Below are 23,964 nucleotides of genomic sequence, written 5' to 3' on the forward strand. Positions count from 1 at the left end.
TAATTAAAACTGGGAAACAATATTTATTTAAAAAATGCATTAAAAAGGCAATATTCAAACCCACCATCGATATACAAAAAAAACACTTAATATCAGCAGTATAAAATCAAAAAAACAGAATAAAAACAATTTTAAACTTACCACTACAGGATGGCGCGCATAAAAGGTAAAATAGCGCTGAGTTAGCTAAAAAATTGAGACCTTAAATGCCCCATAACGGCTCTACTGTTCAAGTAAAACGGCCCGCGAATTTATAGCCCTTTTAGCCGTACAACCTCTTGGCCATATTGCAGGTGTTGCCAACTCTACGGTGACATCGGTACAAACATTCATTTCTGTATTTATCGGTGGCTTGATTGGGTCCCACTATAACGGTACTTTTGGCCCGTTAGTGCTTGGCTTTATGGCCTGTGCCATGTCATCATTCTGCTTAGTTTTTATCGCCAAACAGCGCACTAAACGCACTAAAATAAATAGGACAATTACAAAAAAGCCGCTACATGGAACCAATGAGTGTAAAAACAGACGATGTAATCATATTCTGCTAGGTCAAACACGGCTGAAAGTTGTAAACGTTCAGTCAATTTAACAGTGACACCAGCTCGAACACCGATGACTTCCCTATTTTCAGTTTTCCTTCAAATGATAAAACGTCCAATATCTGGAAGTGAGCAATTGATAAATAGGGGTTTTTAGTCAAACATAGGCCATTTTTTTAATTTGCCAATGGTTACGAGAATATGAACTTAGCGATTCCCGCATCGCTGAAAGCAATATCACTAACAAAATCCTTAACAACAGCGTTAACAATGACACTAACATTAGTGTTGAGCTTTCCACTTTTAGCAACCAACGCGCCACTTGCCAATAAAAAACAAATCTTCGCGGAAGTGACAACGTTGATCACCGAACACTACGTTGAAAAAGAACTATTGCCTAAAGTGCATGCCGCCATTTTGCAACAGGCCAGTTCAATCTAGTTTTTACAAACGACAAAAAAAATAGCAAATTTTCTTAAAACTAGTTTACAGCCAATCGACCCACATTGCAGTTTTGGTTGCATTTCAAAAGAAAATACTAGAGGGAAACATAGGTTATGTGTCTTTTTGGGGATTTGCCGAACCAAATCAACTAGGCAAAGCTATTTTGGATAATATCTTTCTCCAGATGCAGGGCGTTGACGCATAAATTTTGAACTTAACGGAAAATAAAGGGGCCGTCCAGATATGGTTCAATATATAAGAAGTTACTTTTATCGCGAGCTCACTTTACTAAATACAATTCATTAGCCTAAGCATAAAATCGTTCGTGAGTTTTGGACTAAATAAGCACCTCTAAAAAGCTTTTTCGATACACCGGTGTACATTCTAGTCAACAACACTATATTTTCGGCCGCTGAAGAATTCACCTACAATTTGAGACATTTAAAACGAGCCACCATTATTGGTTAACAAACCCGAGGTGGTGCAAATCCGTAGGAACAATTCCACCTAACAGTAGAGCCTAGTTTAGGCTCTACTTTACGCAGCTCTAATACCAAATTATTTAGATAAATTTGTGTAATAGTCATCCAAGTGATGCTCACCAGTTTTAGGGGCAACCATATCCATTGACAATACAGTGAGAAAAAACTCAATTGGCCCGTAGGTTTTTGAACTTAGCGCTAAACGTATAAATCCAAGAATCGACCTACGCATCCACTCTGGCACATAGCTTATTTTTATAGGCTTACCGACCGCATTAAATGCCATGGTTGCGATTTCATTGTGAGTTAAAATATCTGGGCCTCCCACTAATACATCTTGCTCGGACGCGCTAATTGCACTGACACATACCTTTGCTAAATCAGCCCCATGAATAGGATTTGTTTTCTGTTTACCGTCTTTAAACAAATACACCCTGCCTTGCTGCGCCATTTTATGAAACTCTCCTAAATCGGAAAAAAAGCCATTTGGACGAATCACACAATAGTCCAAACCCGATTGTTGCAATACCGCTACAAACGCTTCTTTTGCCTCACAAATTTTTAACTCTGTTAGCTTTTCGCCATTCAGTGCAGATACGTAAATGAATTTTTTGACCCCTGACTTTTTTGCTTCCAGCAAGATATTCAAATTCGCCTGGTAATCAACATCGTAATAAGTTTGACCGTCACGCTGCTTTGTAATGCCGATAGTGGTAATAACCACATCAATGCCATCTAAGGCGCCATCTAGTTCTTCACTTTCTGTAACATCAAGCGTAACAACCTCATTAGATGAAATTGCTAAGCTTGTTAGTTTGGCTTTATTTCTAACCAATAATCGAGTCCAATAGCCTTGTGATGTTAACTCACGAGCAATGTAACTACCAAGGTATCCTGTGCTACCCGCCAGTGCGACTTTTGTCATTTTTCTCTCCATTTTTCTTGTCGTTTTTTATCTTAATTTTTAATCAAATTTTCTTCATAGCCAATAAACTCAACTGCCTTGCTTGTCGCAAAACTCGTCACGATTTAAAAACTGGTTACAGCTTAGTGCTTGGTTTTTTGAAACCATTTGCCAATTAGGTCAAATGCCTGTGGTGATTCGTAAACACCATTGTGGTCCACGTCGGGAATTAAATAGGTTTCACCATGACTGTTTTCCGCTACAAATTCAGGGTAATTAGCGGCGTTAAACACTTCATCATTTTCACCAACAACCACAACCAAAGGCGCTTGTATGGCTTGCAATGCAACATCCGACGTATTTGGTCTGATCGGTTGCGCCGACATAATCGAACGGTATGAATAGATCATAGGCGGATAACTGAATTTAAATGTCAGTACCGCGTTGTGGTCCAAACTGTGACTGCCAATGGTATTTAGCATGATGAGCCCAATGAACCGTTTAAGGTCAAAAACAACCAGTGCGTTTTCTGGATCATTATTTTCGGTATTTGAGCTTTTACGTTCTGTTGGTCCTTCCCCCATATTGGGTGCAAATAAAATATAGCCAGCGGGTATTACTTTAGATTTTTTAAGGGCATACCTTAACGCAATGCCACCGCCCATTGAGTGACCAGCTATATATATTTTGTCGGTTTTAAACCTACTTTTTATTGCAGATAACATGGCCAACAAATCATCTTCATATTGACCTATATAATCCAAATCAAAGGGCCGCCCATGCGATTTTCCATGCCCCCTTAAATCTGGTGTTATTACACTGGCACCTGTTGCTTTAGCCAACATTCTTGCGGATTCGACTAAGGTTTCTGAGGTTGCTGCCACACCATGTAAAAAGACAATAATTTGCTCAGGATCTTGTTGGATATAACGGGAATATAATGTATCTCCATTACCGACTGGCAAGTGCAGCACAGCTTCATTGGGAAATTCGTTATCAAGCAGCGATCCCTCTTTTGGTAATGTTTTGTGCAGTTTTTGTGGCGCGCTCAAAGTGAACTCATTTGCGGCACCAAACACGATTAACAAAAAAGCAATTGCGAGGTAAATGGCTAATATCGCGCCCATAATTGTCGTGCTTTTACCAATAAATCGAATCAACTTGTTTGGTTGAACTTGCATACCCTTCTCCTCATTTTCCTAGCTTGAATTAATTCGCTCAGTTAATGTTAATGAGTTCCGCTGACAAATGAGTCACATGATGATGTGATTAAAGCCAGTTCTATTAATGTGAGTGTGCTTGATGTTTGATGTTTGATGTTTGATGTTTGATGTTTGATGTTTGATGTTTGATAAAGCGACACAACTGTTGTCGCTCTAAAAAGGTTAGACTTCCGTCATAACCAGCCTTTGCAAAATGATAAAGAGTTCGATTATAAAAACAGGAAGACCGACATCCATTGTCAGTCAAAGCCAGTAGTTAACACACTTATGAAATTTTTCTATACATTCGTCCACCGGTTAATAAATAACTGGACGGCTTCTCGATTAAGAACATGATGTTTCTAGCTGGCTCGTTTTCACCACTAAAACAAACAAACACATTATCCTTCACATGGTTTAATTCAAGTTCAAATACCCCACCGGAAACATTAGGGAATTGACAAAGCAATTTATTTTCTTGCTCATAGATTTCTATTTGACTACCAATACTGGCATAACTGCCAACATATTGTGAAAGGTCAACGTTCCCTTTAGAAGGACTTAAATCTGGTTCTCGTTTTTCATTTGTCAAAGCGTCTAAAAGAATATTCTCCAACTCTATATACAACATCGCGCTAGGGCTATTGGTAAGTAACGACATAATCAAACCTTGTTCTGGGTATACCGCTAAATACGCAAGTTGCCCAATTGTCGCGCCTGTGTGTCCAAACATCGTTCGCTCGGGACGGTTTACTAAATACCAACCTAGACCCCACTCGGTTATCCCACTGCCGATATTTGGCAAGACATATTGTTTTTGTTGCATTTCCGCCACCGAGTCGGGCGATAGTATTTCGATATCTTGTTTCTTCAAACCGGAATTTAAGTGAAACTTCGCAAAAGTTAACAAGTCTCTTGCGGACATAGACAACACGGTTCCCGCTGGTGCATGACTTAAAGGCAAGTAACATTTTGGCGCGACTTGTAATTCACCACCAAGTTCCTCATTTGGAATATGACCTACAGCACCACGAAACCTTAACATTTCTGTCGGTTCAGAAGTTGATTCGGTTAGTCCTAAAGGTTTGAGTATTTTATCTTCGATGACTTTCGCCCACGGTTGACCCGTTACAACCTCAATGATCCGCCCAGCTAAAGTAAAACCGGTATTGCAATATGAAAGATATTCGCCAACATTGTGCAATTGCGGCAATAGGTAGCAGCGGTCGATAAGTTTCTCTACAGTGGGTTGAAACGGATCATCCTCAGGGAAAAAGTCCCCTTCCATACCACTGGTATGACACAATAAATTTCTAATCGTAATTGTTTTTGTCGCAACAGCGTCAGCCACCTTAAATCGAGGTAAATAATCGATAACACAATCGTCTAAATTCACCTTCCCTTCGTCGACAAGTTGCATCATCGCAGTCGTTGTAAACACTTTAGAAATAGAACCAATCTGAAACAACGAGTCATCTGTTGCCGCAACTTGGGTATTTTTGTTTAAAACGCCTGAAGATGCAGTCTTAACTTTATCCTGATGCATCACTGCCACTGTTGCTCCAACCACGTTGTACTTAATCCGCAGTTGCTCTAATAAAGTATCGAGATCTAATCTGTCCAATAGTGTATGGCTCATTATTATGTTCCTAAAGGTGGTTAGTTAAAGTGTCTGCCTGGTTAGCAATATGAGGGTTTTGACACCATGGGTATTTAAATTCAGTATTGGTCACCTTGTATGGAATTAATTTAACATTTGGCGTAATTGCTCCAAATGCACTCATATAGATGATTTCGTTACTAATTTTTGAAAATGATGAATAAAAATGCTGAGTAGACTTTGGAATAATGACTTTGTAATTACTTGCAACTAATCCAAAGTAATCTAGAAAATCGGGAGAGAAACATTGGCTTCTTTTTGACGACAGGATTAAATCAATACCATTGACTCTTAACACTACAACGTCACCAATATTTTGTACAAAGTCTTCATTTTCCAATTGCGGAAATGTATGAATATAATTTTCAGCGATACCAATAACCTTAGCAAGGATATCAACAGGTTGGCCAGAATGCGCACTCATTTTACCACCAACTCGGACTTGGATTTTACTGCCAACACCGGCAATTTTGGCCACCTTTATAACTTCAGGGTCATATATAAAAGCAATTAATGCAGTCTGAATATTATGATCAATAAGCCATTTGAGAGCGAATGTCGAATCAGAGGGTGCACCACCGCCAGGGTTGTCGGATTGGTCGGCGACTACCACAGGAAAATTATCACTCTTAGTAGCCTTTAGCAGCGCCTCATTTAGTGGGATAGAATCAAATTTAACCTGCTCTCTTAATGCAAAAAATTTCATACCAAACTGCATGGCAATAGACTCTGCTAGTTGATAATCGTTATTTGTGATCACTAACATTTTGATGCCGCTATCTGGCGTATCTCCCCATGGAAAACCATGCATCAATGTCATCGATAAGACGAGTTCAGTCGCCTCCTCGGCATACATTTGTGATACAAATAAACGCATACAATCCGAAGTTGTCGGGAAGATACCAATCATTTTGCAATCAAATATTGCCATCGTTGGTTTAATCAACCGTCGCTTGGCCTTAACTGCGAGATGGAAAACTTCTTCTGCACGCTCGTTAATATCGGTATGGGGGTACTCTTTTAAACCAACAATAATATCAGCATGATCCAACATGCTTTGGCTAATATGCCCATGCAAATCCAACTCAATCGCGATAACAACTTTGTCTCCTACCAGTACCCTAATTTTACTTAATAGGTCGCCTTCACAATCTGGATAACCTTCAGCGACCATGGCACCATGTAGATCTAACAGGATGATATCCAACGTTTTTGTTTCTGCTATTCTAAATAGCAACTCATCGCGCATCGACTCATAAACTGAACGAACTATTACACCAGACGGCTCAGCAAGCGCTAATAAACCAAAATGATGTTTATAGTTATACTCCTCACACAAACTTCGCCACACAGACACAGGCCCTTTGCCATCAACAATGTATGGGTCAGCCAGAAATTGATCATTTGTAAGATAAACAAAGTCGTCAATTCCCGTAGGTAGAGGAGAAAAGGTATTGGATTCTGTATTTAGACAGGCAGTAAAAATATTCATATTGTACTGATCACTCCATCTTTAAGATTAGCGAAACGACTCACCGCAAGGCTATAAACAACGTCGTTGTGCCAACAAAAGCTATAACATTTGCTTTGAGAACATCGTATGAATCTAGCTTTACACAAGTAATAAAAGGCTGTTCTACCTTTCATCACAAAGACTTAACGAATTATCACGGAAGACTTAAAAATTAGGTTTGAAGGTGCGTTTGGTTGTTTTCCTACGTTTATTTTTAATACTAATTTGGTAAAAGAGGTGTTTTAAATAAAAGTACTAGAATGAAGGTTACCTCATTCTAGTTAATCGTATGGAAAGTAAGAGAATGTTTAATTTTCAAACTCTTGTTCAAGAGTTCTCGACGCTAAATAGAAAAACAATATGGATAAAGGTAAAAATAAAACGCTCGTTAACAGGGCCAGTCGTAACGCGTCATCGCCATAATAATTACTTAACACATCGCTTATCCCACCAATTATCATGGGGCCTAAGCCGCCACCAACCAATGTTGCCAACATACCCAAAATTGCGATTCCTAGCGCTTTATTTGTCACCCCAGATATACCAAATACGAGGGCAAATATCGGTGGCGTCATTAGACCAACTAAGGTACCGGAAACTCCTAGCATCCAGTAAACTAACGACAATGAACTAGAGATGTAAATGGCAACGGTTATGGGAATCAAGAGTATAATGACCAGTATTGGAAAATAGATATACCACTTAACATTTACTTTACCTATGAAGTTAGAAATAAGTCCGCCAAACAACATGCCTAAAACCCCACTTACGCCCATAACAAAACCTAATGAGCCGCCAGCTTGCGCTAAGTCCAACTCAAAATGTCTAATTAAATAACTCATTGTCCATTGTCCACTTCCTTGGCCAAATACAGCAAAAACGGTGAAACCAATGATACAGTAGAAGAAACTATTTTTACTGAACAAAGTTCTGGAAGCAGACATAAACCCCTTGCCCAGTACCTCTGAAAAATTAGGAAAACGGCATACTTTTCTTGGTTCCTTCATTGTTAATCGAATCAATAGCGCCAACAAAATCCCAGGCGCACCCATTAAGACTAATGCATAGCGCCAGCCCCATTCGCCTGCAATAAAGGAACCGCCAGCTAAACCAACAACACTGCCAATTGTGCCGCCAATTAAAAATAACGAAATAGCCAAGCCACCACTTTTGGTGCTATACAGGTCGCTTAACATAGAGAGTGCCGCTGGGTGACCGCCGCCTTCTCCAATCCCCACACCAACTCGTGCTAAAAACATTTGCCAGTAATTTTGAGCTAACCCCGTAAGTACAGTCATAAAACTCCAAAACCCGACGGTCAGAGTTAAAAGCGTACGTCGGTTCCCTAGATCAGCCCACCGAGCGAAAGGCAACCCTAACGTCGCGTAAAACAATGAAAATGCCAGTCCCGATACAATTCCCAATTGCAGGTCGCTTAACATAAATTCGACTTTGATCGGTTCTAACAACGCCGAAAATACGGTTTTATCTATCGCATTAAATATCGAAACCATCACCAGAAGAAACAAAGCATAACGCTTATATCCTTGGCTAAAGGATAATTGAGCACTTTCAGTATCAGTATGTGGTTGTTTAATAGTCGTCATAATAAAACGTCCTGTAATTGATTTGTGGCATGTTGGCTAAAAGCCTGTCGAGTGAAGTTTTCTACGCCACTGGAACCGACTAAAATATTGTCTTCAATACGAACGCCACCAAAAGGTTTAAGTGCGTTAACTAAACGCCAATCAATGTCGTGTTTGTGTTGACCGGCAAATAATGAACTCAGCAGTGAATCGATAAAATATACACCAGGCTCAATGGTAAACACTTGATCATTGGTTATTGCTCTACCCATCTTGATATTCTCATTTGATTCACTAATATAAATTTGACCTTGGCTATTGGCAAACCGACCACCGACATCATGAACTTGTAATCCGATGAAATGTCCAATGGAATGAGGCATAAAATACCGTAATAACCCATTTGCTAAAACCGACTCAACGGAAGATTTAATCACACCAAAATCAACTAACAATGTCGCCACTTGGGTAAACGCCGAAAGATTTAAGCTTTCAAAATTAGCATGGTGTGCCACTTCATCAACTATGGATTGTTGGGTTACATCAAGGGCTGTAATTAACTCTGAAAATGGTTCAATGGAAAGTTGCTTAGCATCACTAGGCACTTTGTTTTTAGCGGCATATGTGCGTGAAATATCAGCCTTATACGCATGATGCGTCGCCCCCGCATCTATTAATAAACTGCGGTTGCCGGGAGTGACTTGCCGTTCAAACTCTCCGTAATGCAAAATGGCTGCATGGGCATTCGTTGCAATCACACTTGGATAGGCTAATTCAAATTGAGACTGTTGACAGCCGCGACAAAATGCCAAATTGATTTCAAATTCGCTAGCGCCGCTATTAAATGCCTGTTCCGCTGCCACATGTCCATTTACGGACGTATGATTTGCCTGACGTATGCATTCTTGTTCATATTGCGTTTTATTTGCCCGTTGCCAATCTATAGAATTAATTAACCTCGACGGATTGCGTTCTCCCAACGGCCAGTGACAAAAAAAGTCGGCTTGAGGTCCAACAAAAGCGACTCGACCAGTATTTGGAAAAAACTGTTTTGCCATTTCTCGCTGGTACATTTCAATTACATCAAATTGATTTAACCAGTCTTCTGAGGGCAATTGTTGCTTCGATGTCCAAATATCACTTTGTAAAAACAAAAGAAGTTTTGGCTTTTTACCAATTGTATTCACAATCCAACAATCAGGAATATTTAAAATAGGACACAGCAAGTTAAACTCTGAACTTGCTTTAAACGAATACGGGATATCATCTTTATAAGGGTATTCGGTCGTGCCACCAAATAAAATTAAGTGCTCGAAACCAGCAGATGACTGCAGTTCGTCAAAACATTGCTTATAAGATTGAACATGCTCAATGAGCAAATTAGTGAGGGACATTTTTGTGTTTCCCCTTTCGAATTTTGTTACTGTCTATTGCGCTTGCAGCATTGCGAATATGCGCACCGTCTAGCCAGTCAAGTTCAGGATAGTGATAACTTGAAACCTGATTTTTTGGCGACTTTATTGCTTCGCTCGGTAAATGCTGCGCCAAAAAGGCTGAGGTTAATTCATTAATAATTTGAACTGTTTTCTCACCTTCTAGGGGGCCTAACATAAAAAGAGAACGCAGTATTTTTCCTTGTAATAGTGCCCAATCAGAAAAGTCATTATGTGCAGCGCCATTAATAACAGCTCGAATTACATTTGGGTTATTGCCAGTGTTGTCATAGGTTTCATAATGAAAGTCGTTAAACCCACCAGGACTTTTTAATTTAATGGCGTTAGAGTGTAACATTAGCAGTGGCGTCGCAATGTTTGTATCCATCAACTCAGTCCCCACCTGCCCACCATCAAGGTTTACTACAGCTTTAACTCTCGCATCTTGATGCCCGAAAGTCGCACTTGCGGAACCGCCAAATGACATGCCAACTGCGGCAATATGATTAAAATCGGCAAATTGGCTGAATGCGCAATGTGCATCATCCGCCCCCCCACTTTCAACAAAATCTAACGCAGCCTTTATATTATCTACCCACTGTGCCTCTAAGACTTTAGCTTCCTCTACGCTGGACCAGATTCGAGTAAACTGTTCTCGCTGAACTAAGGATGGCGCGTTAATCAGTGGAAGAACCGCGTTAAATAACTTGCCTGTTTGCATCAATTGAGCAGCGGCTTGATCCATCGTCACTACCTCGCCATTATTTAACTTAGCAACACCGCAGTGCCCAACATGGGCGACAGAAATAACAATATAGCCACAACTCGCAAGATGTTCACATAACTGGGTATTGCTATTGTTTAATTGCCCAAACCCATGGGAAAAAACCACCACTGGCCGTGTTTTAGGGGCCGATTTCAACAATGGCGTATTTTCGTAAGACCATGTTGTCGAGTTGGTCATTTGTGGCAGCAGTTTTTCCGGCAGACCTAGCGCGGCTGCCAACTCCGATTTGATCTCCGCCAATTCAGCAGATTTAAACAGAGGCGTTCGAAAATGGCCGTCAACTGACGCCGCTGGATACCATAGTTTTAATGGTAAAAAAGGCGTTTGATTTGACTGATTTGAGGACTGTTCTGACAGGTTGACCTGCACATTCTTTAACCCAACTCGATAAGGCCCCACCGGGCTAGGTCGTTTAACAACCGGGAAAACCAATTGGGGGGCCACCTTAGCCGCGCCGATAACAATCGGCGCGATAAGTTTTTGGATCAAGATATTGCTTTTTAAACTCATCTGATTCCTAACCTCAATAAAACCTATAATGTAACCGTAAGCCAACTGTTCGCGGCCTTAAGGTATTGATATAACTTGAAGATAAGTCACCACTATTGAGAATAAAATCATCGTTATTGGTTAAGTTTTCCGCGTAGACATTGATTTCCCATTCATCAACAAAAATACCGACACTTGCTTCTACATTTTCGTAAGCGTCATTTTCAGCTAAATATGGGTTTGCTGTTGTCGCACCGGCCTGATTAGAAAAGCCATTGAGTGAATCACCAACAAATTGCGCACCAACATACGCAAACATTTCGTATTTAGAGTAAACATCCCAATCATATTGCGCCGACACTGCAACTTGGTAATCCACCGCGCCAGGTAATGAATCCCCCTTTACGACACCTGAACGAATGCTATCTGCGCTATTGATTTCAGTAATTTCAGAATCTTGTAATGTCACAGCCAGATTGAGTTTTAAATCGTCTACAACTCTGAGCTCTAGTTCTAATTCGGCACCTTGAGAAACAGCTTCTCCCGCATTGGCAATATAATTGGCAACATCAGACAAACGAATGGCATCTATTTGAATGTCACTCCACTCAATATAAAACAGCGCAGCATTTAGTCTAACTTGTCGGTCGAAAAGGAAAGATTTAACACCAAATTCATAATTTAACGTTTTATCGGGGCCATACAAATTAGGTATATCAAGAGGATCGTCAGGATCTACAGGGCTCTTTCCTACGAACGGGTTAGTTTGACCAATTCGATAACCCGTTGCGACACTGCTGTAAAGGTGCCAATTGTCGGACGGTTGATATGACAAGGATGCGCGCCACGTAGTTGTGCCGTTATCTTCTCCTTGATTGAAAAATTCAACAGATTCTTTAGCAAAGGTAGCAAAATTGAGCACTTGCCGTTCTGGCTCTTTAATGCTCACTTTTACATTTGAAACCCTAGCACCTATTGTTCCAACCCATTCATCGGTAAACTGATAACTTAGTTCACCAAAAGCCGCTAACTCTTCCGACTCTGTTTTTGTATTTGTTTTAAGAAATATGTCATCTTCCATCAACCCCGCAGCAACATTAGTATTAATGTAATCAGCGAACCCTGGTAAAGTAAATTGAAAATCAGCATTGGATTCACGGTTAATATAAAACAAACCACCTATCCACTCTAACTTCGACTCGGCGTTAGAGACAAGGCGCAATTCCTGCGAAACAAATTCTACTTCCCATGGCTCATTATTCGCTAATAGTGGAAATCCAAGTCCCGTTATGTCGCCATAATCAATTCGAACCGCGGTTTCTGACGAGGTATAAGAAGTTGATGATACTAGAGTAGCAAAATCCATCACGTTATAGTTAATGGTTGCGTTATAGCTGGTTAATGTTGAAGGACGCCCTTCAGATTGTGCTGAAGATTTTTTAAACTTTCCTAAATCAGGTGCCCAGGCATCACTGTCTTCAGGTTTGCTACTTTGATATAACACTTCGAAAGTCGCGTCCAAATTATCAGCGGCTTGCCAACGAGCCGATACTCGCCCACCCTTTTCAACTACCGAGTTGTCGGTATCCAATGCAATATTTTCAACCCAACCAGCCTCATCACGATAGTAACCCACCGCACGAACCGCAAGCGTTTCTTCGACAACAGGAAAATTGATCATTCCGTCGTATCGCTGGCGTAACCCGGCATCTTTGGTATTGGCAAAATCAATCCGTGCAGATGATTCAAACTCATCTAACTCGGCTTTTCGGGTGATCACTCGTATCGTCCCGCCCAAAGATCCCGAACCAAATAATGTCCCCTGTGGCCCACGTAACACTTCAACTCGTTCTACATCATAAAGGCGTAAATCCGGTTGTACTGAAGCGCCAAAAGTATCCGTGACAGGCATATCATTGATGTAAACCGAAACTGGATCCTGCGTATTGCCACCACTTGTCGATGTTGCGATACCGCGGATATTGAAGGCTGATCGGTTCTTAATAGGTTGATTTAAAGTAACCCCAGGCATCGACCTCGCGATACCTTCTAAATCATCGATACCAAGTGTTTCGATATCTGATGTACTGTAAGTGGAAATACTTGCAGCAATATCCTGTTGCGACTTTTCTCGTTTAGTGGCTGTTACAGTAATGACTTCAAACGATTCTTCTTGTTTCACATTATCCTGATCTAATGCGGTATCAGCAGCAAATGAATGAGAGCTTAATGCTAACATTACAGAAATAGACGAGGCTGACAGAATCCAGCGATTTTTTGTGGCTAAGTTTGATATTTGACGTTTCATGTTGGTATTCCCAAAAATAGAATTTATTATTTTAAAATATTCAATTTGCTTAACTTCCATTTGAGTCTGCCATTTACACCTAGGTAAAGATTAGCCTGTAGTCACTGTTGCGTAACCAATCATCACCTTCGTATATACATTGCGAAACAGCAATAATTAAATATTAGCCGTATCCACCTTATTCGCTTACTAAAAAGGCTTTGTATTCATATAACAATCTATTTTTTCGTTGCCATTTCACCACCAGCTAAACAGAAGAACCAAAGTATTTGCCCTAAGCCAAAAACCAAAGTCAGTTGTTCTAGAGCTGGGAATATCGTCAGCACCCCAGCCAAGCCAATCATAATGCCGATATAAAGTGTCAATTTGTTAATCAATTGGTTCTGTCGACATATCATACTAATGGCCATCATCCACAGACCGCCTAGCAGTTCGATTCCACCACCAATAGATTGCACTAAGATATAAACCGTTTGCCAAATTACCTGAAAAGATCCCTGCAACTCACCATGGTGTTGGAAAAAACCTATGGTTGAAATCATGATAAATCCAGTGGCTAATACAAAACCGGACCAAATATCACCCAGTATAAAAGAGAAAGACCACAATGCATTGGCTTTTTCCCGCGGTAAAACATAGCGCGCACTGTGGTTTAGCATTAACAAGCTCAACCCAAATACAACGTATAAAATGGCATACCACACCATCATGCTTGATGGGTAATTCACTAGATGTTGAAACTGCGACATTATCGAGTCAGCAAAATTAGGGGCAATGACAGCGATGTAAATAATACCCACGATATAACACAAAGCACATAACAAGGCCGCGAGTCGAAATATTGAGTGTGTAGCGTAAACCATTTTTAGTCCTCCTTTTAATCTTCAAGAATCCGCATTAAACATAGGAAAACGTAATGGTTCGTCCAAAATCCAGATGTTGGTCGAATTTTAATCGTCAATACCAGACCATTTCACCGCCGCTCTTTCTAGGCAAAGTTAAAACTAATCCAACTTAAAACTTCGGAGGATATATGATTAAAAAGCACAAATTAGGTAAACGCGGTTATGAGCGCCGCACTTTAAGTTCGATAACCGCGACTCTCCTTTTGTCAGGCATGAGTTTTACTAGCTCAGCCGATAGTTTGTCGATAGGTGTTGGTGCCGCAGGCTTTGAAATGCCCTATCAAGAAACCAGTACTCAACAAATGTTTTTCCCCACCGTGAACTATGCTAAAGGCAATTTTCAAGTCGGTATCTTTGGTGCTAGTTATAACATTAAACAAGAAGCCAGTTACGCCGTTTCAGTTGGCATTTCACCGGGCGAATTTTTCTTGGATGCATCAAAATCAAATGATGTTTATATTCAACAACTCGATGACCGTTCATTTAGCCTTTACGTAAATAGCAAAGTCAGTTTTTATGGCACTTGGGGGGCGTTTTCAGCGTCATTAGAGCAGGATATTTCGGGCCAAAGTTCAGGCCAAAGAGTTGTTGCACAATACGCATATCCAATGACAGTAAGTCCTGAATTAACCATTACCCCATTAATTGAAACATCCTGGTTAAGCCAAAAAGTTAATGACTTTTATTTTGGAATAGATCAAAGTGAAAGTAGCACATTTGAGCCTTATGAAGCGTCATCAGGCGTTAACATCGGACTTGGCGTATCAGCCCTGTATTCCTTCAACGCTCAATGGCAGTTTATGCTCGCGGCTCGATATGCAAAACTTGATGATACCGTAGCGTCTTCACCAATCGTAGATAACACAAGTAGTACAAGCGCTTTTATGGTGGTCAATTACAAATTTTGGTGACGTCTTAATCAATGCCCGTACTACATTTGTCCGGGCATTATCTAGCGATTCGTGCTTTTAACTAGCCAGTCATTCCCTCTACTTTATATGCCGACAAATCCAGCCATATGTATAAAACCGAGGAAATATAAAACTAAACTTTACGACAACATCAATAATGAGTACGTAAAACAAATATTCTACTGGCCAATGGCTAAATACAACAAAATACCCTAGCGGAATTCGAACACCAAAATTAGAAATCAAAATAGCTTTGATTGTAAAATGTCCGTCACCAGCTGTTCTTAGAATTCCTGACAAAATTTGGTCCAACACAACAAAGGGCTGAACAATCGCTAAAACAACCAGAAATGCCGCTGTAGTACCCACGATGTTCTCATCAAGAACCAGTAAATTGGCAATCTCATTTGAAAACCACGCTAAACCAACGCTACTGATCGTAACCATAAATATTGCAGATCTAATGGTTAAATATGCTTTGTTAATTACGGTCTCTTTGCAGCCTGCTCCGAGTGCCGCCATCACAAGTGCTGAACCAGACATTGAAAATCCAGTACCGATAGCGCTAAATATAATGAATATATTAATTCCTATACCAAATGCGGTGAGCTCATTCACACCATACTGGGCAATAAAACCGGTATAAAACACCATGGATACTTGTAAAATTAGCGGCTCAATCGATGCCGGCATCGATATATGCCAAAAGTCGTTCCAGTTTGTTTTATTAGCAACGCCTGTCGCTTTAACAGGGAGTCTCAACTTATCACTTAACCACCAATAGCTATAAACGACAGCCATCAACCAAACCGCAAGACCCCAACCAGCTACAATCCCGAACAATCCCAATTCAGAAAAACCCAGCCGACCAAAACACAATAAATAAGCGAATACAATAGTCATGAGATTAGCCGCTAAATTCACTTTTAAGGGAGTATATGCATCGCCAACCGCTCGGTTAGCCGAATCTAGAATATAGATGACAAGTTGCGCCGGGAAAATTAAAGTCAACCCAATGATATAATGATAACCATCGGCAACAATATTAGGAGAAAGATTAAAAAAACCAATAATTTCCCGGTTAAAGCCTATCACTATACATACTATTAACAAGCTAATTGCCCCACCAACCAGCAAACTTGAACGCAGGGCATTAACGGCAGAACCGCGCTCACCACGTCCCCAAGACAGTCCAACTAATGCGGTGCAGGCGGCGCCTATCCCCATAACAAAACTCAAATGTGTTAAGTTAATGCGCTGGCCGACAGCGACAACAGTAACGGCTTCATTACTGATCACCTGGACAAAGTTTATTAAAATGATCCCGGTTATGCTTGAGCATAATGTGGTGACAACAGACGGAGCAGTAACAGACCAAAATGAATTCATGATGCGCCATAATATGTGATGCGGATTGTTCTAAATAAGATTTACCGTGATCCCAGGTGAAATTAGCCTACAATGAAATCATAGTGCTAAAAGATAACGGCGGTGGCCTCTATTTCTATTTTAGCTCCGGCTAACATCAAGTCAGAACGAACAACAGAACGCACAGGTCGATGCGCTCCAAAAAACTCAGCATAAGCGGTGTTGAAACAAGCATAATCTTCTACGTCTGTTAGCCAAACGTTCACCTTGACAATATGTTCAATACTTAATTCAACACTTTGCAACGTCATTGCGATGTTCCTCAATACAATACTGGTTTGTTTAGTAATATCCGCTGTACATAAACTACCATCCGGTTGAAATGCTAATGCCCCAGACAGATAGATAGTATCTTGGCATTTAACCGCCGCAGATAAAGGCGCAGTTAACCCATTTGGTAACACAATTGGTTTGCCTAAAAATAGTGGTTTCATTTGTTTTCCTAATTAGTTTCTAAGTTGGTAAGGCGAAGCGTCTATGCCTGCCACACCGCCTGTAATTTGTTGGCTTAATATAAATGCTGAACCGGCTGCCTGTGTCCAACCTAAAGGACCATGCCCTGTATTAACATAAAGCCCTTTGACATGGGTTCCACCAATAAATGGCAGTCCATCTGCCGACATCGGCCTGAAACCACACCATGATTCAGACTCATGACGGTTGGAATTAGCATATAGGTTTGGCATTAGTGATTGAAAAAAATGCCATAGGTTTTCTATTCGACTGGGATCTATTTTTGCATTCCAGCCACTAAATTCTGCAGTACCCGCTAATCGTATTTGCTTCCCTAAAGGCGTAATTGCCGCGTGCATTTCATCATCCAAAATGGCATGTTGAGGCATATATTTACTTTGTTTTGCAGGTACCGACAGCGAATAGCCTTTGACAGGTTTGACCGGAATATTTATGCCGAGCGAACTCAACAACTCTGTACTCCATGCACCAGCGGTGATAATTAAGGATTGGCAGTCAAATTCTTGATTATTTGTGACAACCCCATATATTTTACCGCCATGTACCTTTAGCCTATGTACATCACTATTAAAATGGAATTCACCACCATTGAGCGTGATGTATCTAGCTAATGCATGACAAAACTGTCGAGCATTACCCGTTGCATCCTGAGGGTAATAAATACCACCGCACAATTGAGATTGGGCGTCTTCTAATGCAGGTTCTAACTCTATAAGTTGCGGCGTGGTTAATGCCTCGTGCGCCAACCCATTATCGGATAAAAAACGTGTCCGCTTAAGGGTTTGTTCTAAAGCTTGAGTTGACCTGAAAACTTTGATCGTTCCGTTTAATTTGTATTCAAATGTCCCCTCTAGCTGCTCGCTTATTTTTGCTAATTTAGCCAAACTAAACATGGCGAGTTTCATATTGTGTAGAGTCGCAAATTTGTATTGGCTTAAGTTAGAGTTTGATAAAAACCGCACCCCCCAACTTATGTATTGATGCAAATAACGTGGTTTTAACAACATCGGCGCATCATTTTTGCCAAGATATTTAAGCAATTGCGAGAATATGCCTGGTGCATTCCATGGTTCTGGCATTGAAGGCGTTAATAATCCACCATTAGCATAGCTGGCTCCAAGTGCGACTGATTTTTGTTGTTCAATTATCGAAACTCGATAACCTTTATTTATTAGAAAATAGGCCGAACATAAGCCGGCTAAGCCAGCACCTACTATTGTAACCTGTTTATTGTTATACATCGTCAACGGCACCTAATTCCCTAATCAACTCATCAGGCCTTGGGCCCGAAACACCAAAGCTGTGAGTTTTAAAATTACAAATAAAAAACCACCAAAAACATCTATGCTTTTGGTGGTTTTAATTTACTGATCAAATATTGTGTTTTCTTAACTTATCGGCATTTTAACACGTCACAAAGTCACAAATTTCGTCCAGTTCATAGTCTACTCATTACCACTGATAACCAACAAAGAAGGTTACTTGTTTGCCGCCAGCATCATAGTCGTCACCATCTAAATCAACATCATAACTAGATTGGCGTACATCAATACCCGCAACGACAGAGTTAGAAAACTCAAATTGAGCACCAATAGCAACCCAATAACCCGTGCCATGGTCTTCTACTTCAATGGTTTGATTACCTTCTTCAACTTCGATGTTGCCATAACCTAGCGCAACACCACCACCTAAATAAGGTTGAACCGCGCCAAAATCTTCATAGGTATAACGTAAACCTAAGTCGAGTTCAGCTGAATATACGCCAGTTTTGTCGCCATCTTCCTTTATTTCCTTGCCCGTACCAAACGCATCAATAGCAATCGATACTGGATAGTCCTGGTGTTTTAGGTCTAACATAAAGCCAACTGAATCGTGCTCATCAAACCGTTCCCACTCGCTTTCTAAAGCTTTAGAACCGATCCCAACCTTTAATGTGGTGTCCCAGGTATCTGCTAAAATAGGCGCACTGATTGTTGTTAACAAAAGACTTGCTACTGTTACTAATTTTGTAAATTTCATTTTGTTTCTCCTCAATTAAGTTGCAGCCATTTTGCCTAATCGAGGGTTTCCGGTAATCACATCATGATGTGATTTTGCCGCACGACCCTGTGATTAAAGCATTAACTTAAACGCATCAAATATGATTGAGGTAAAGGTGAACCAACCATTTTGAACTTCTAAAGCATTGGTTTTTAAGGCTTCTAATTTATTTTGGTCAAGTAACTGGCCATCAAAAATTACACTTTCAATCTGATGTAAAGCCGACAAATCTTTCAGGGGGTTACTTGGCAATAGCAGTAAATCAGCAATTTTACCCTCTTCAACCGACCCATACTTCTGATCTATCCCTAATGCTACGGCATTATCATAAGTAGTGGCGATCAACGCCGAGTGCCGAGAAATACCGGCGGCCACCAGCAGCTCAATCTCTCTAATCGTTGCGATGCCCGCTTGCCCAATTAATGCTCCGGAGTCCGAGCCAACCAATAACTTAACTCTGGCGTCATGTAAAAACTTAGTTATGTCCAATAACCTTGCCAATGTTTCTTTATTACGGTTAGCAAGTTTAGGACTTGAGTCCAACCAGCAGTTTACACCAAACGCCTTTGCTAAATACAAATGCGCCGGATTCATATATTCTAAAGCTTGCTTATCTAAATAGGCCTGCCCTTGACTGCTCAGTAGTGTCAATTCTTCATAGACAGCTAAGGTAGTGACGATAGGAACTTGCAATTGCAAATAATGCAGCGCAAGACGTTCCAACTCCTCTTGGTCGTATTTATAATGCATTCCATGGGCAAAAATATCTTCAATATGCTCCATGCTCGACAACGTCCGTAATGATCTAAAACCTAACCCGTCGACAGGCACTGGACCATGTTTTGAAACTTCAATATTTAATTTTTTGGCTTGTTCAACAATCGCCATATATACATCTGGATCAAAGTCGCCATAAATTTTTATATAGTCATAACCTTGATTTCTGTATTTCGTAACGGCTTGTTTTGCTTTTTGGGGCGTATCGACATAATGATGAAATGGATCGCCAGGTACGCCATCTAAGATTGGAGATGACACCAAAAACCGACTGCCGTACCATTGTCTTTTATTAATTTCGTTACGCCATGCCAGTTGTCTTTGATTGCCACGCATACCTTTAATTAAGGTCACGCCTTTAGACAGGCCCAAGGTTAAATAGGCGCTGTCTTCAATATGAGCGTGGGCATCAATGATCCCCGACATTAAAAACTTGCCGTTACCATCAATAAATTTCACTTCACCAAGTTGCGACTTAAAATGATCTAAATCTGACGAAATTTTTGTTATCTTGCCATTTTGAATAAGGACATTTTGGTTTGATATTTCGGGTTGATTCAAATCAGCGGTGATAATTGTGATATTAGTGATCAGTAAATCTGGCTGTGTTTTATCCCAATCGAGCCTAGCTCCTGTTGAATAAAAAGCACCGTATAGTGCCGCGGCAAGTATGATACTCACGGCCAGTATTAAAAATATAAATTTCACCAATTGATTTACATAGTACATAGTTCATCTCCTGCTTTGCGTATAGGAGCAGAGTAAAATATGTAAAAAATTAGTCGTCTAAAATACAGATAATGGACGTTTAATTTCTAAAAATTGGTTTAATAGTACCAACGAACAACACAAAAAAGTTTAATTTTAATGACGCCCCCTGCTATTAAATATTGACTAAACTGTGATTTAAACACAGTGTTGCGAGCATTATTTAAACGTCAATTTGAAAAAGGAAACGTTCCAATGTTGGCCAATCCCATAACTGTTTTAGTAGTAGAGGACAATATTTCACTTGCGGAGCAACTCATTGCGTTTTTAGAAAATTTATCCTGGACCGTCGATTTTGCAGCTAAGGGCAAAATGGCGATAGATTTACTGAATGACAATATATACGACGTCGTGATCCTTGATTTAAGTTTACCCGACATCGATGGCACACAGGTTTGCCAACACATTAAAACAAACAATATTCGCAATACACCGGTCTTAATGTTAACCGCCCGGGATTCGTTTGAAGACTTAGAAACTGGATTTGATACCGGCGCAGATGATTACTTAACAAAGCCGTATGATTTAAGAGAAGTAGCGATGCGATGTAAAGCGCTTGCTCGGCGACATGAACTCCATGAAAGCAATGCCATTCAGTTAGGTAATATGGAACTAAGCCAGCGAGATAAAACCGTCAGAATTAACAATAATGAAATCCCTTTAACTAAAGTTGGGTTTCAAATATTACAAAAACTTATAAAAAGCTACCCCAATGCCATAACTCGGTCTGAACTCATTTTTGATATTTGGGCTGATGAACCACCCGAAACCAACGCGTTAAAAGTACATGTCTATAGCTTAAGGCAACAATTAAAACCTTATCCTAATCTTAAAATATCAACCTTAAGTGGTGTCGGATATCGACTGGAAATGACCGATGTTTAATAATATTACCAAAAAGCTCTTTTTCATCTTATTTACTATGACTTTTGTGTTTAGTCTGGTTTATACCGCGGTTATATTTTTAGTGGCTTATGTAACTGAAGATTCGTTGTTAAACAGAATGTTAACGCTAGAAGCTGCCAACATCACATCCGAAACACCCAAAAATTACGCCCTGCCAGCCTATATCAAATACTATAAAAACGAATCTGAATTACCAACTCAACTAAGAAAAGAATTGCAACAACACCCCGCGGAAACCGAGTTTTTCATCGATAACAGTGTTCACTACCATTTAAAACACATTTATCATGGCAATAATCGATTTGGTATTTTAGTCGCAGAAGTATCCAACCTATTAGTTGTGACCACTTTGGCAAAGGAGCTCACTTACTTCTTTGTTGCCGTGACTTTATTTATGCTAATTATAGCGACCTTCTTAGCGTTAATCACCGCAAAATACATTGCCTCTCCAATCAAATTGTTAACGAATGAAGTTGATAATTTTACCCAAGATAGTGACATTTCAAATCGTCTACTCGATAGAAAAGACGAGGTTGGCTTCTTAGCCAATAAATTGAATGTCACCATGAACCAAATCGTATTTGCCCTAAAACGTGAGCGGAATTTCACCTCAGACATCAGCCACGAATTACGTACGCCGCTCACTTACATCAACAATTATGCAGTCGGATTAGACCCAACTCATCCTGGGTACAATCACTTTACGCAAGCCATTAACGAAATGAATAATATCATTTCTACACTTTTGGCCATTGCTCGTCAGGAAAATTTAAGTCAGCAAAGGGTTACTTTAATCTCTGTAATCGAGCAGGTTGTGATTTCTCAGCACGACAATTTAATAACAAACCAAAATGAAATCGAACTCAATGTAGACAATCATATTTACGTGTTAGCAAACCAGCAGTTGTTAACCTTGCTATTTAGAAACGTCATCGAAAACGCAATATTTCACGGTAATAAAGAGCAAACAATAGAGCTTAGTTTTGCAGATAATAAACTAACAATAACCAATCAATGTATAGATCTGAAACAAAGAAAACGTGTTACACACAACTTTGGCCATGGTACCCATTTAATCGAGAAGTTATTAGATTCACAACATTTGACCTATACCAAAAAGGATCTGGGAGAAAGTTATATAGTAGAAATCGATTTAGACCCCATTTTAGTCCAATAAAAAAGCAATTTATTACAAGTTTATACGCTAGTTTACCTTTGCTTTACCTCCCTTCACTTATCTTGTTTAACAACTTAATAAGTAGGAAGCGAGTGCAATGTTAAAAAAATTCATCTTATCCGTAGTGACATTTATATCCATATTGGCCGTTTTAGGTTATTGGTTTGTACGCATGTTTTCCGATGAACTATCGGTTGATTATAGCAACCAGCAAGCCCATGACTTGGCCTATATACAACAATCCCTGCCGACGCAACGGGGTAAAATACTGGCCATAGTTACAAACACTAAAACTATGGGCCCGCAACAAAAACAAGCTGGATATGAACTTACTGAGCTGTCCCGCGCCTATTATGTTTTTAAAGTCAATGGCTTCGAGGTAGATATCGCCAGTCCGCTTGGAGGTGAGCCGCCAATGGTAAGAGATGACGACGATATGGGCGCGTTTGATTTTGCGTTTCTTAATGACCCCGCCGCGATGGCAAAAGTTAAAAATACTCTGAGCGTCAGCCAAGTTGACGCTGCAGACTATCAAGCCGTCTATTTTGTTGGCGGGAAAGGCACTATGTTTGACTTTCCAAACAATCAAGATATTCAACGTTTAGTTAGGCAGTTTTGGATCGAAGACAAGGTTGTATCGGCGGTATGTCACGGACCAGCAGCTTTAATCAACGTGAAGTTAGACAATGACCTATATCTGTTGGAAAACAAACACGTTGCCGCTTTCACAAATGAAGAAGAGTTGTTATTCATTCCCGAAGCGGAGGCTATTTTTCCGTATTTATTACAGACTAAACTTGAAGATATGGGTGCAAAGTTCGAGGCTGGACCTATGTATTTAAATAATGTCGTGGTCGACGGAAAATTGATCACCGGCCAAAACCCTTGGTCTGTTTGGGAGTTATCGGAACAAATCATTGTGAGTTTAGGTTATACCCCGGTAGCACGCGCAAAAACCGCTGAAGAAAATAGCGTTACCATATTAAAAACGTTTAAAACCAAAGGGTATGACATGGCTATGGCCCAACTATTAGAAATGCAATTTCAATACAATGCGCCAATAAACAAAACGCTCATCGCAACCCATGCATTTTTAGCATTATTGTCGTTTGACTTGAAACAACTTGTTGGCCTTATTTCGCTATTGTCGACGTCTAATTTAACTGCAGAATAAAAAGTAAAACCTGATCCCTCTCGGGTGAAGATTTAATATTAGTACGCTGGCTGTTCA

General features: G+C 40.2%; 20 protein-coding genes. 6 read left to right on the forward strand and 14 right to left on the reverse strand.

The features are described from left to right. Positions 1-740: 740 nt before the first annotated feature. Both KO525_RS10815 and KO525_RS19990 read left to right on the forward strand, forming a co-directional pair. Positions 741-980 (forward strand): hypothetical protein, encoded by a 240-nt coding sequence (locus KO525_RS10815; RefSeq protein ID WP_215963816.1) that lies wholly within the window; start codon positions 741-743, stop codon positions 978-980. Between the two features lie 378 nt (positions 981-1,358). Continuing rightward, complete coding sequence (locus tag KO525_RS19990; protein ID WP_215963817.1) at positions 1,359-1,451, forward strand: S41 family peptidase; 93 nt, start codon at positions 1,359-1,361, stop codon at positions 1,449-1,451. A gap of 90 nt (positions 1,452-1,541) precedes the next feature. On the opposite strand, the gene KO525_RS10825 is transcribed toward KO525_RS19990, so the two are convergent. From KO525_RS10825 to KO525_RS10865, 9 genes are all read right to left on the reverse strand, one after another. Beyond that, positions 1,542-2,390, reverse strand: a complete 849-nt coding sequence (locus KO525_RS10825) for an SDR family oxidoreductase (RefSeq protein ID WP_215963818.1) — start codon at positions 2,388-2,390, stop codon at positions 1,542-1,544. 122 nt (positions 2,391-2,512) lie between these two features. Beyond that, positions 2,513-3,550, reverse strand: a complete 1,038-nt coding sequence (locus tag KO525_RS10830; protein ID WP_215963819.1) for an alpha/beta hydrolase — start codon at positions 3,548-3,550, stop codon at positions 2,513-2,515. 307 nt (positions 3,551-3,857) lie between these two features. Then, positions 3,858-5,210, reverse strand: coding sequence for a serine hydrolase (locus KO525_RS10835; protein ID WP_215963820.1), 1,353 nt, complete (start codon positions 5,208-5,210; stop codon positions 3,858-3,860). 10 nt (positions 5,211-5,220) lie between these two features. After that, complete coding sequence (locus KO525_RS10840) at positions 5,221-6,723, reverse strand: M81 family metallopeptidase (protein WP_215963821.1); 1,503 nt, start codon at positions 6,721-6,723, stop codon at positions 5,221-5,223. A gap of 329 nt (positions 6,724-7,052) precedes the next feature. Then, positions 7,053-8,351, reverse strand: a complete 1,299-nt coding sequence (locus KO525_RS10845; RefSeq protein ID WP_215963822.1) for an MFS transporter — start codon at positions 8,349-8,351, stop codon at positions 7,053-7,055. Further along, positions 8,348-9,724, reverse strand: a complete 1,377-nt coding sequence (gene pepQ, locus KO525_RS10850; RefSeq protein WP_215963823.1) for a Xaa-Pro dipeptidase — start codon at positions 9,722-9,724, stop codon at positions 8,348-8,350. Before pepQ ends, KO525_RS10845 begins: the two co-directional genes overlap by 4 nt. Then, positions 9,711-11,060 carry a hypothetical protein gene (locus KO525_RS10855; protein ID WP_215963824.1) on the reverse strand — a complete coding sequence of 450 codons (1,350 nt, stop codon included), beginning with the start codon at positions 11,058-11,060 and terminating at the stop codon, positions 9,711-9,713. Before KO525_RS10855 ends, pepQ begins: the two co-directional genes overlap by 14 nt. A 13-nt stretch (positions 11,061-11,073) precedes the next feature. Next, the gene (locus tag KO525_RS10860; protein ID WP_215963825.1) at positions 11,074-13,347 is read right to left on the reverse strand and encodes a TonB-dependent receptor; all 2,274 of its coding nucleotides are present in this window, start codon (positions 13,345-13,347) and stop codon (positions 11,074-11,076) included. Between the two features lie 218 nt (positions 13,348-13,565). Next, on the reverse strand, positions 13,566-14,210 hold the full coding sequence (locus tag KO525_RS10865) for a hypothetical protein (RefSeq protein WP_215963826.1): 645 nt from the start codon (positions 14,208-14,210) through the stop codon (positions 13,566-13,568). 170 nt (positions 14,211-14,380) lie between these two features. Between KO525_RS10865 and KO525_RS10870 the strand changes: the two genes are divergently transcribed. Then, positions 14,381-15,163 carry a MipA/OmpV family protein gene (locus KO525_RS10870; RefSeq protein ID WP_215963827.1) on the forward strand — a complete coding sequence of 261 codons (783 nt, stop codon included), beginning with the start codon at positions 14,381-14,383 and terminating at the stop codon, positions 15,161-15,163. 78 nt (positions 15,164-15,241) lie between these two features. On the opposite strand, the gene KO525_RS10875 is transcribed toward KO525_RS10870, so the two are convergent. The 5 genes from KO525_RS10875 to KO525_RS10895 all read right to left on the reverse strand — a co-directional run bounded on the left by KO525_RS10875 (position 15,242) and on the right by KO525_RS10895 (position 20,611). After that, a complete protein-coding gene (locus tag KO525_RS10875) occupies positions 15,242-16,552 on the reverse strand; it encodes an MATE family efflux transporter (protein ID WP_215963828.1) in 1,311 nt (436 codons plus the stop codon). A gap of 86 nt (positions 16,553-16,638) precedes the next feature. Next, positions 16,639-17,025: a RidA family protein gene (locus KO525_RS10880; protein ID WP_215963829.1), complete on the reverse strand. Its 387-nt coding sequence runs from the start codon at positions 17,023-17,025 to the stop codon at positions 16,639-16,641. 12 nt (positions 17,026-17,037) lie between these two features. After that, positions 17,038-18,306 (reverse strand): D-amino acid dehydrogenase, encoded by a 1,269-nt coding sequence (locus KO525_RS10885; RefSeq protein WP_215963830.1) that lies wholly within the window; start codon positions 18,304-18,306, stop codon positions 17,038-17,040. A gap of 211 nt (positions 18,307-18,517) precedes the next feature. After that, positions 18,518-19,084: an outer membrane beta-barrel protein gene (locus tag KO525_RS10890; protein ID WP_215963831.1), complete on the reverse strand. Its 567-nt coding sequence runs from the start codon at positions 19,082-19,084 to the stop codon at positions 18,518-18,520. Between the two features lie 93 nt (positions 19,085-19,177). Further along, positions 19,178-20,611: an amidohydrolase family protein gene (locus tag KO525_RS10895; protein ID WP_215963832.1), complete on the reverse strand. Its 1,434-nt coding sequence runs from the start codon at positions 20,609-20,611 to the stop codon at positions 19,178-19,180. A 234-nt stretch (positions 20,612-20,845) separates the two neighbouring features. Between KO525_RS10895 and KO525_RS10900 the strand changes: the two genes are divergently transcribed. The 3 genes from KO525_RS10900 to KO525_RS10910 all read left to right on the forward strand — a co-directional run bounded on the left by KO525_RS10900 (position 20,846) and on the right by KO525_RS10910 (position 23,907). Further along, positions 20,846-21,535: a response regulator transcription factor gene (locus KO525_RS10900; protein ID WP_252736671.1), complete on the forward strand. Its 690-nt coding sequence runs from the start codon at positions 20,846-20,848 to the stop codon at positions 21,533-21,535. After that, positions 21,528-22,733 carry a HAMP domain-containing sensor histidine kinase gene (locus KO525_RS10905; RefSeq protein WP_215963833.1) on the forward strand — a complete coding sequence of 402 codons (1,206 nt, stop codon included), beginning with the start codon at positions 21,528-21,530 and terminating at the stop codon, positions 22,731-22,733. Before KO525_RS10900 ends, KO525_RS10905 begins: the two co-directional genes overlap by 8 nt. A 97-nt stretch (positions 22,734-22,830) precedes the next feature. Next, positions 22,831-23,907 (forward strand): type 1 glutamine amidotransferase domain-containing protein, encoded by a 1,077-nt coding sequence (locus tag KO525_RS10910; RefSeq protein WP_215963834.1) that lies wholly within the window; start codon positions 22,831-22,833, stop codon positions 23,905-23,907. The last annotated feature ends 57 nt before the right edge of the window (positions 23,908-23,964 follow it).

This window comes from Psychrosphaera sp. B3R10 (assembly GCF_018861025.1).
Taxonomy (GTDB): Bacteria; Pseudomonadota; Gammaproteobacteria; order Enterobacterales; family Alteromonadaceae; genus Psychrosphaera; species Psychrosphaera algicola.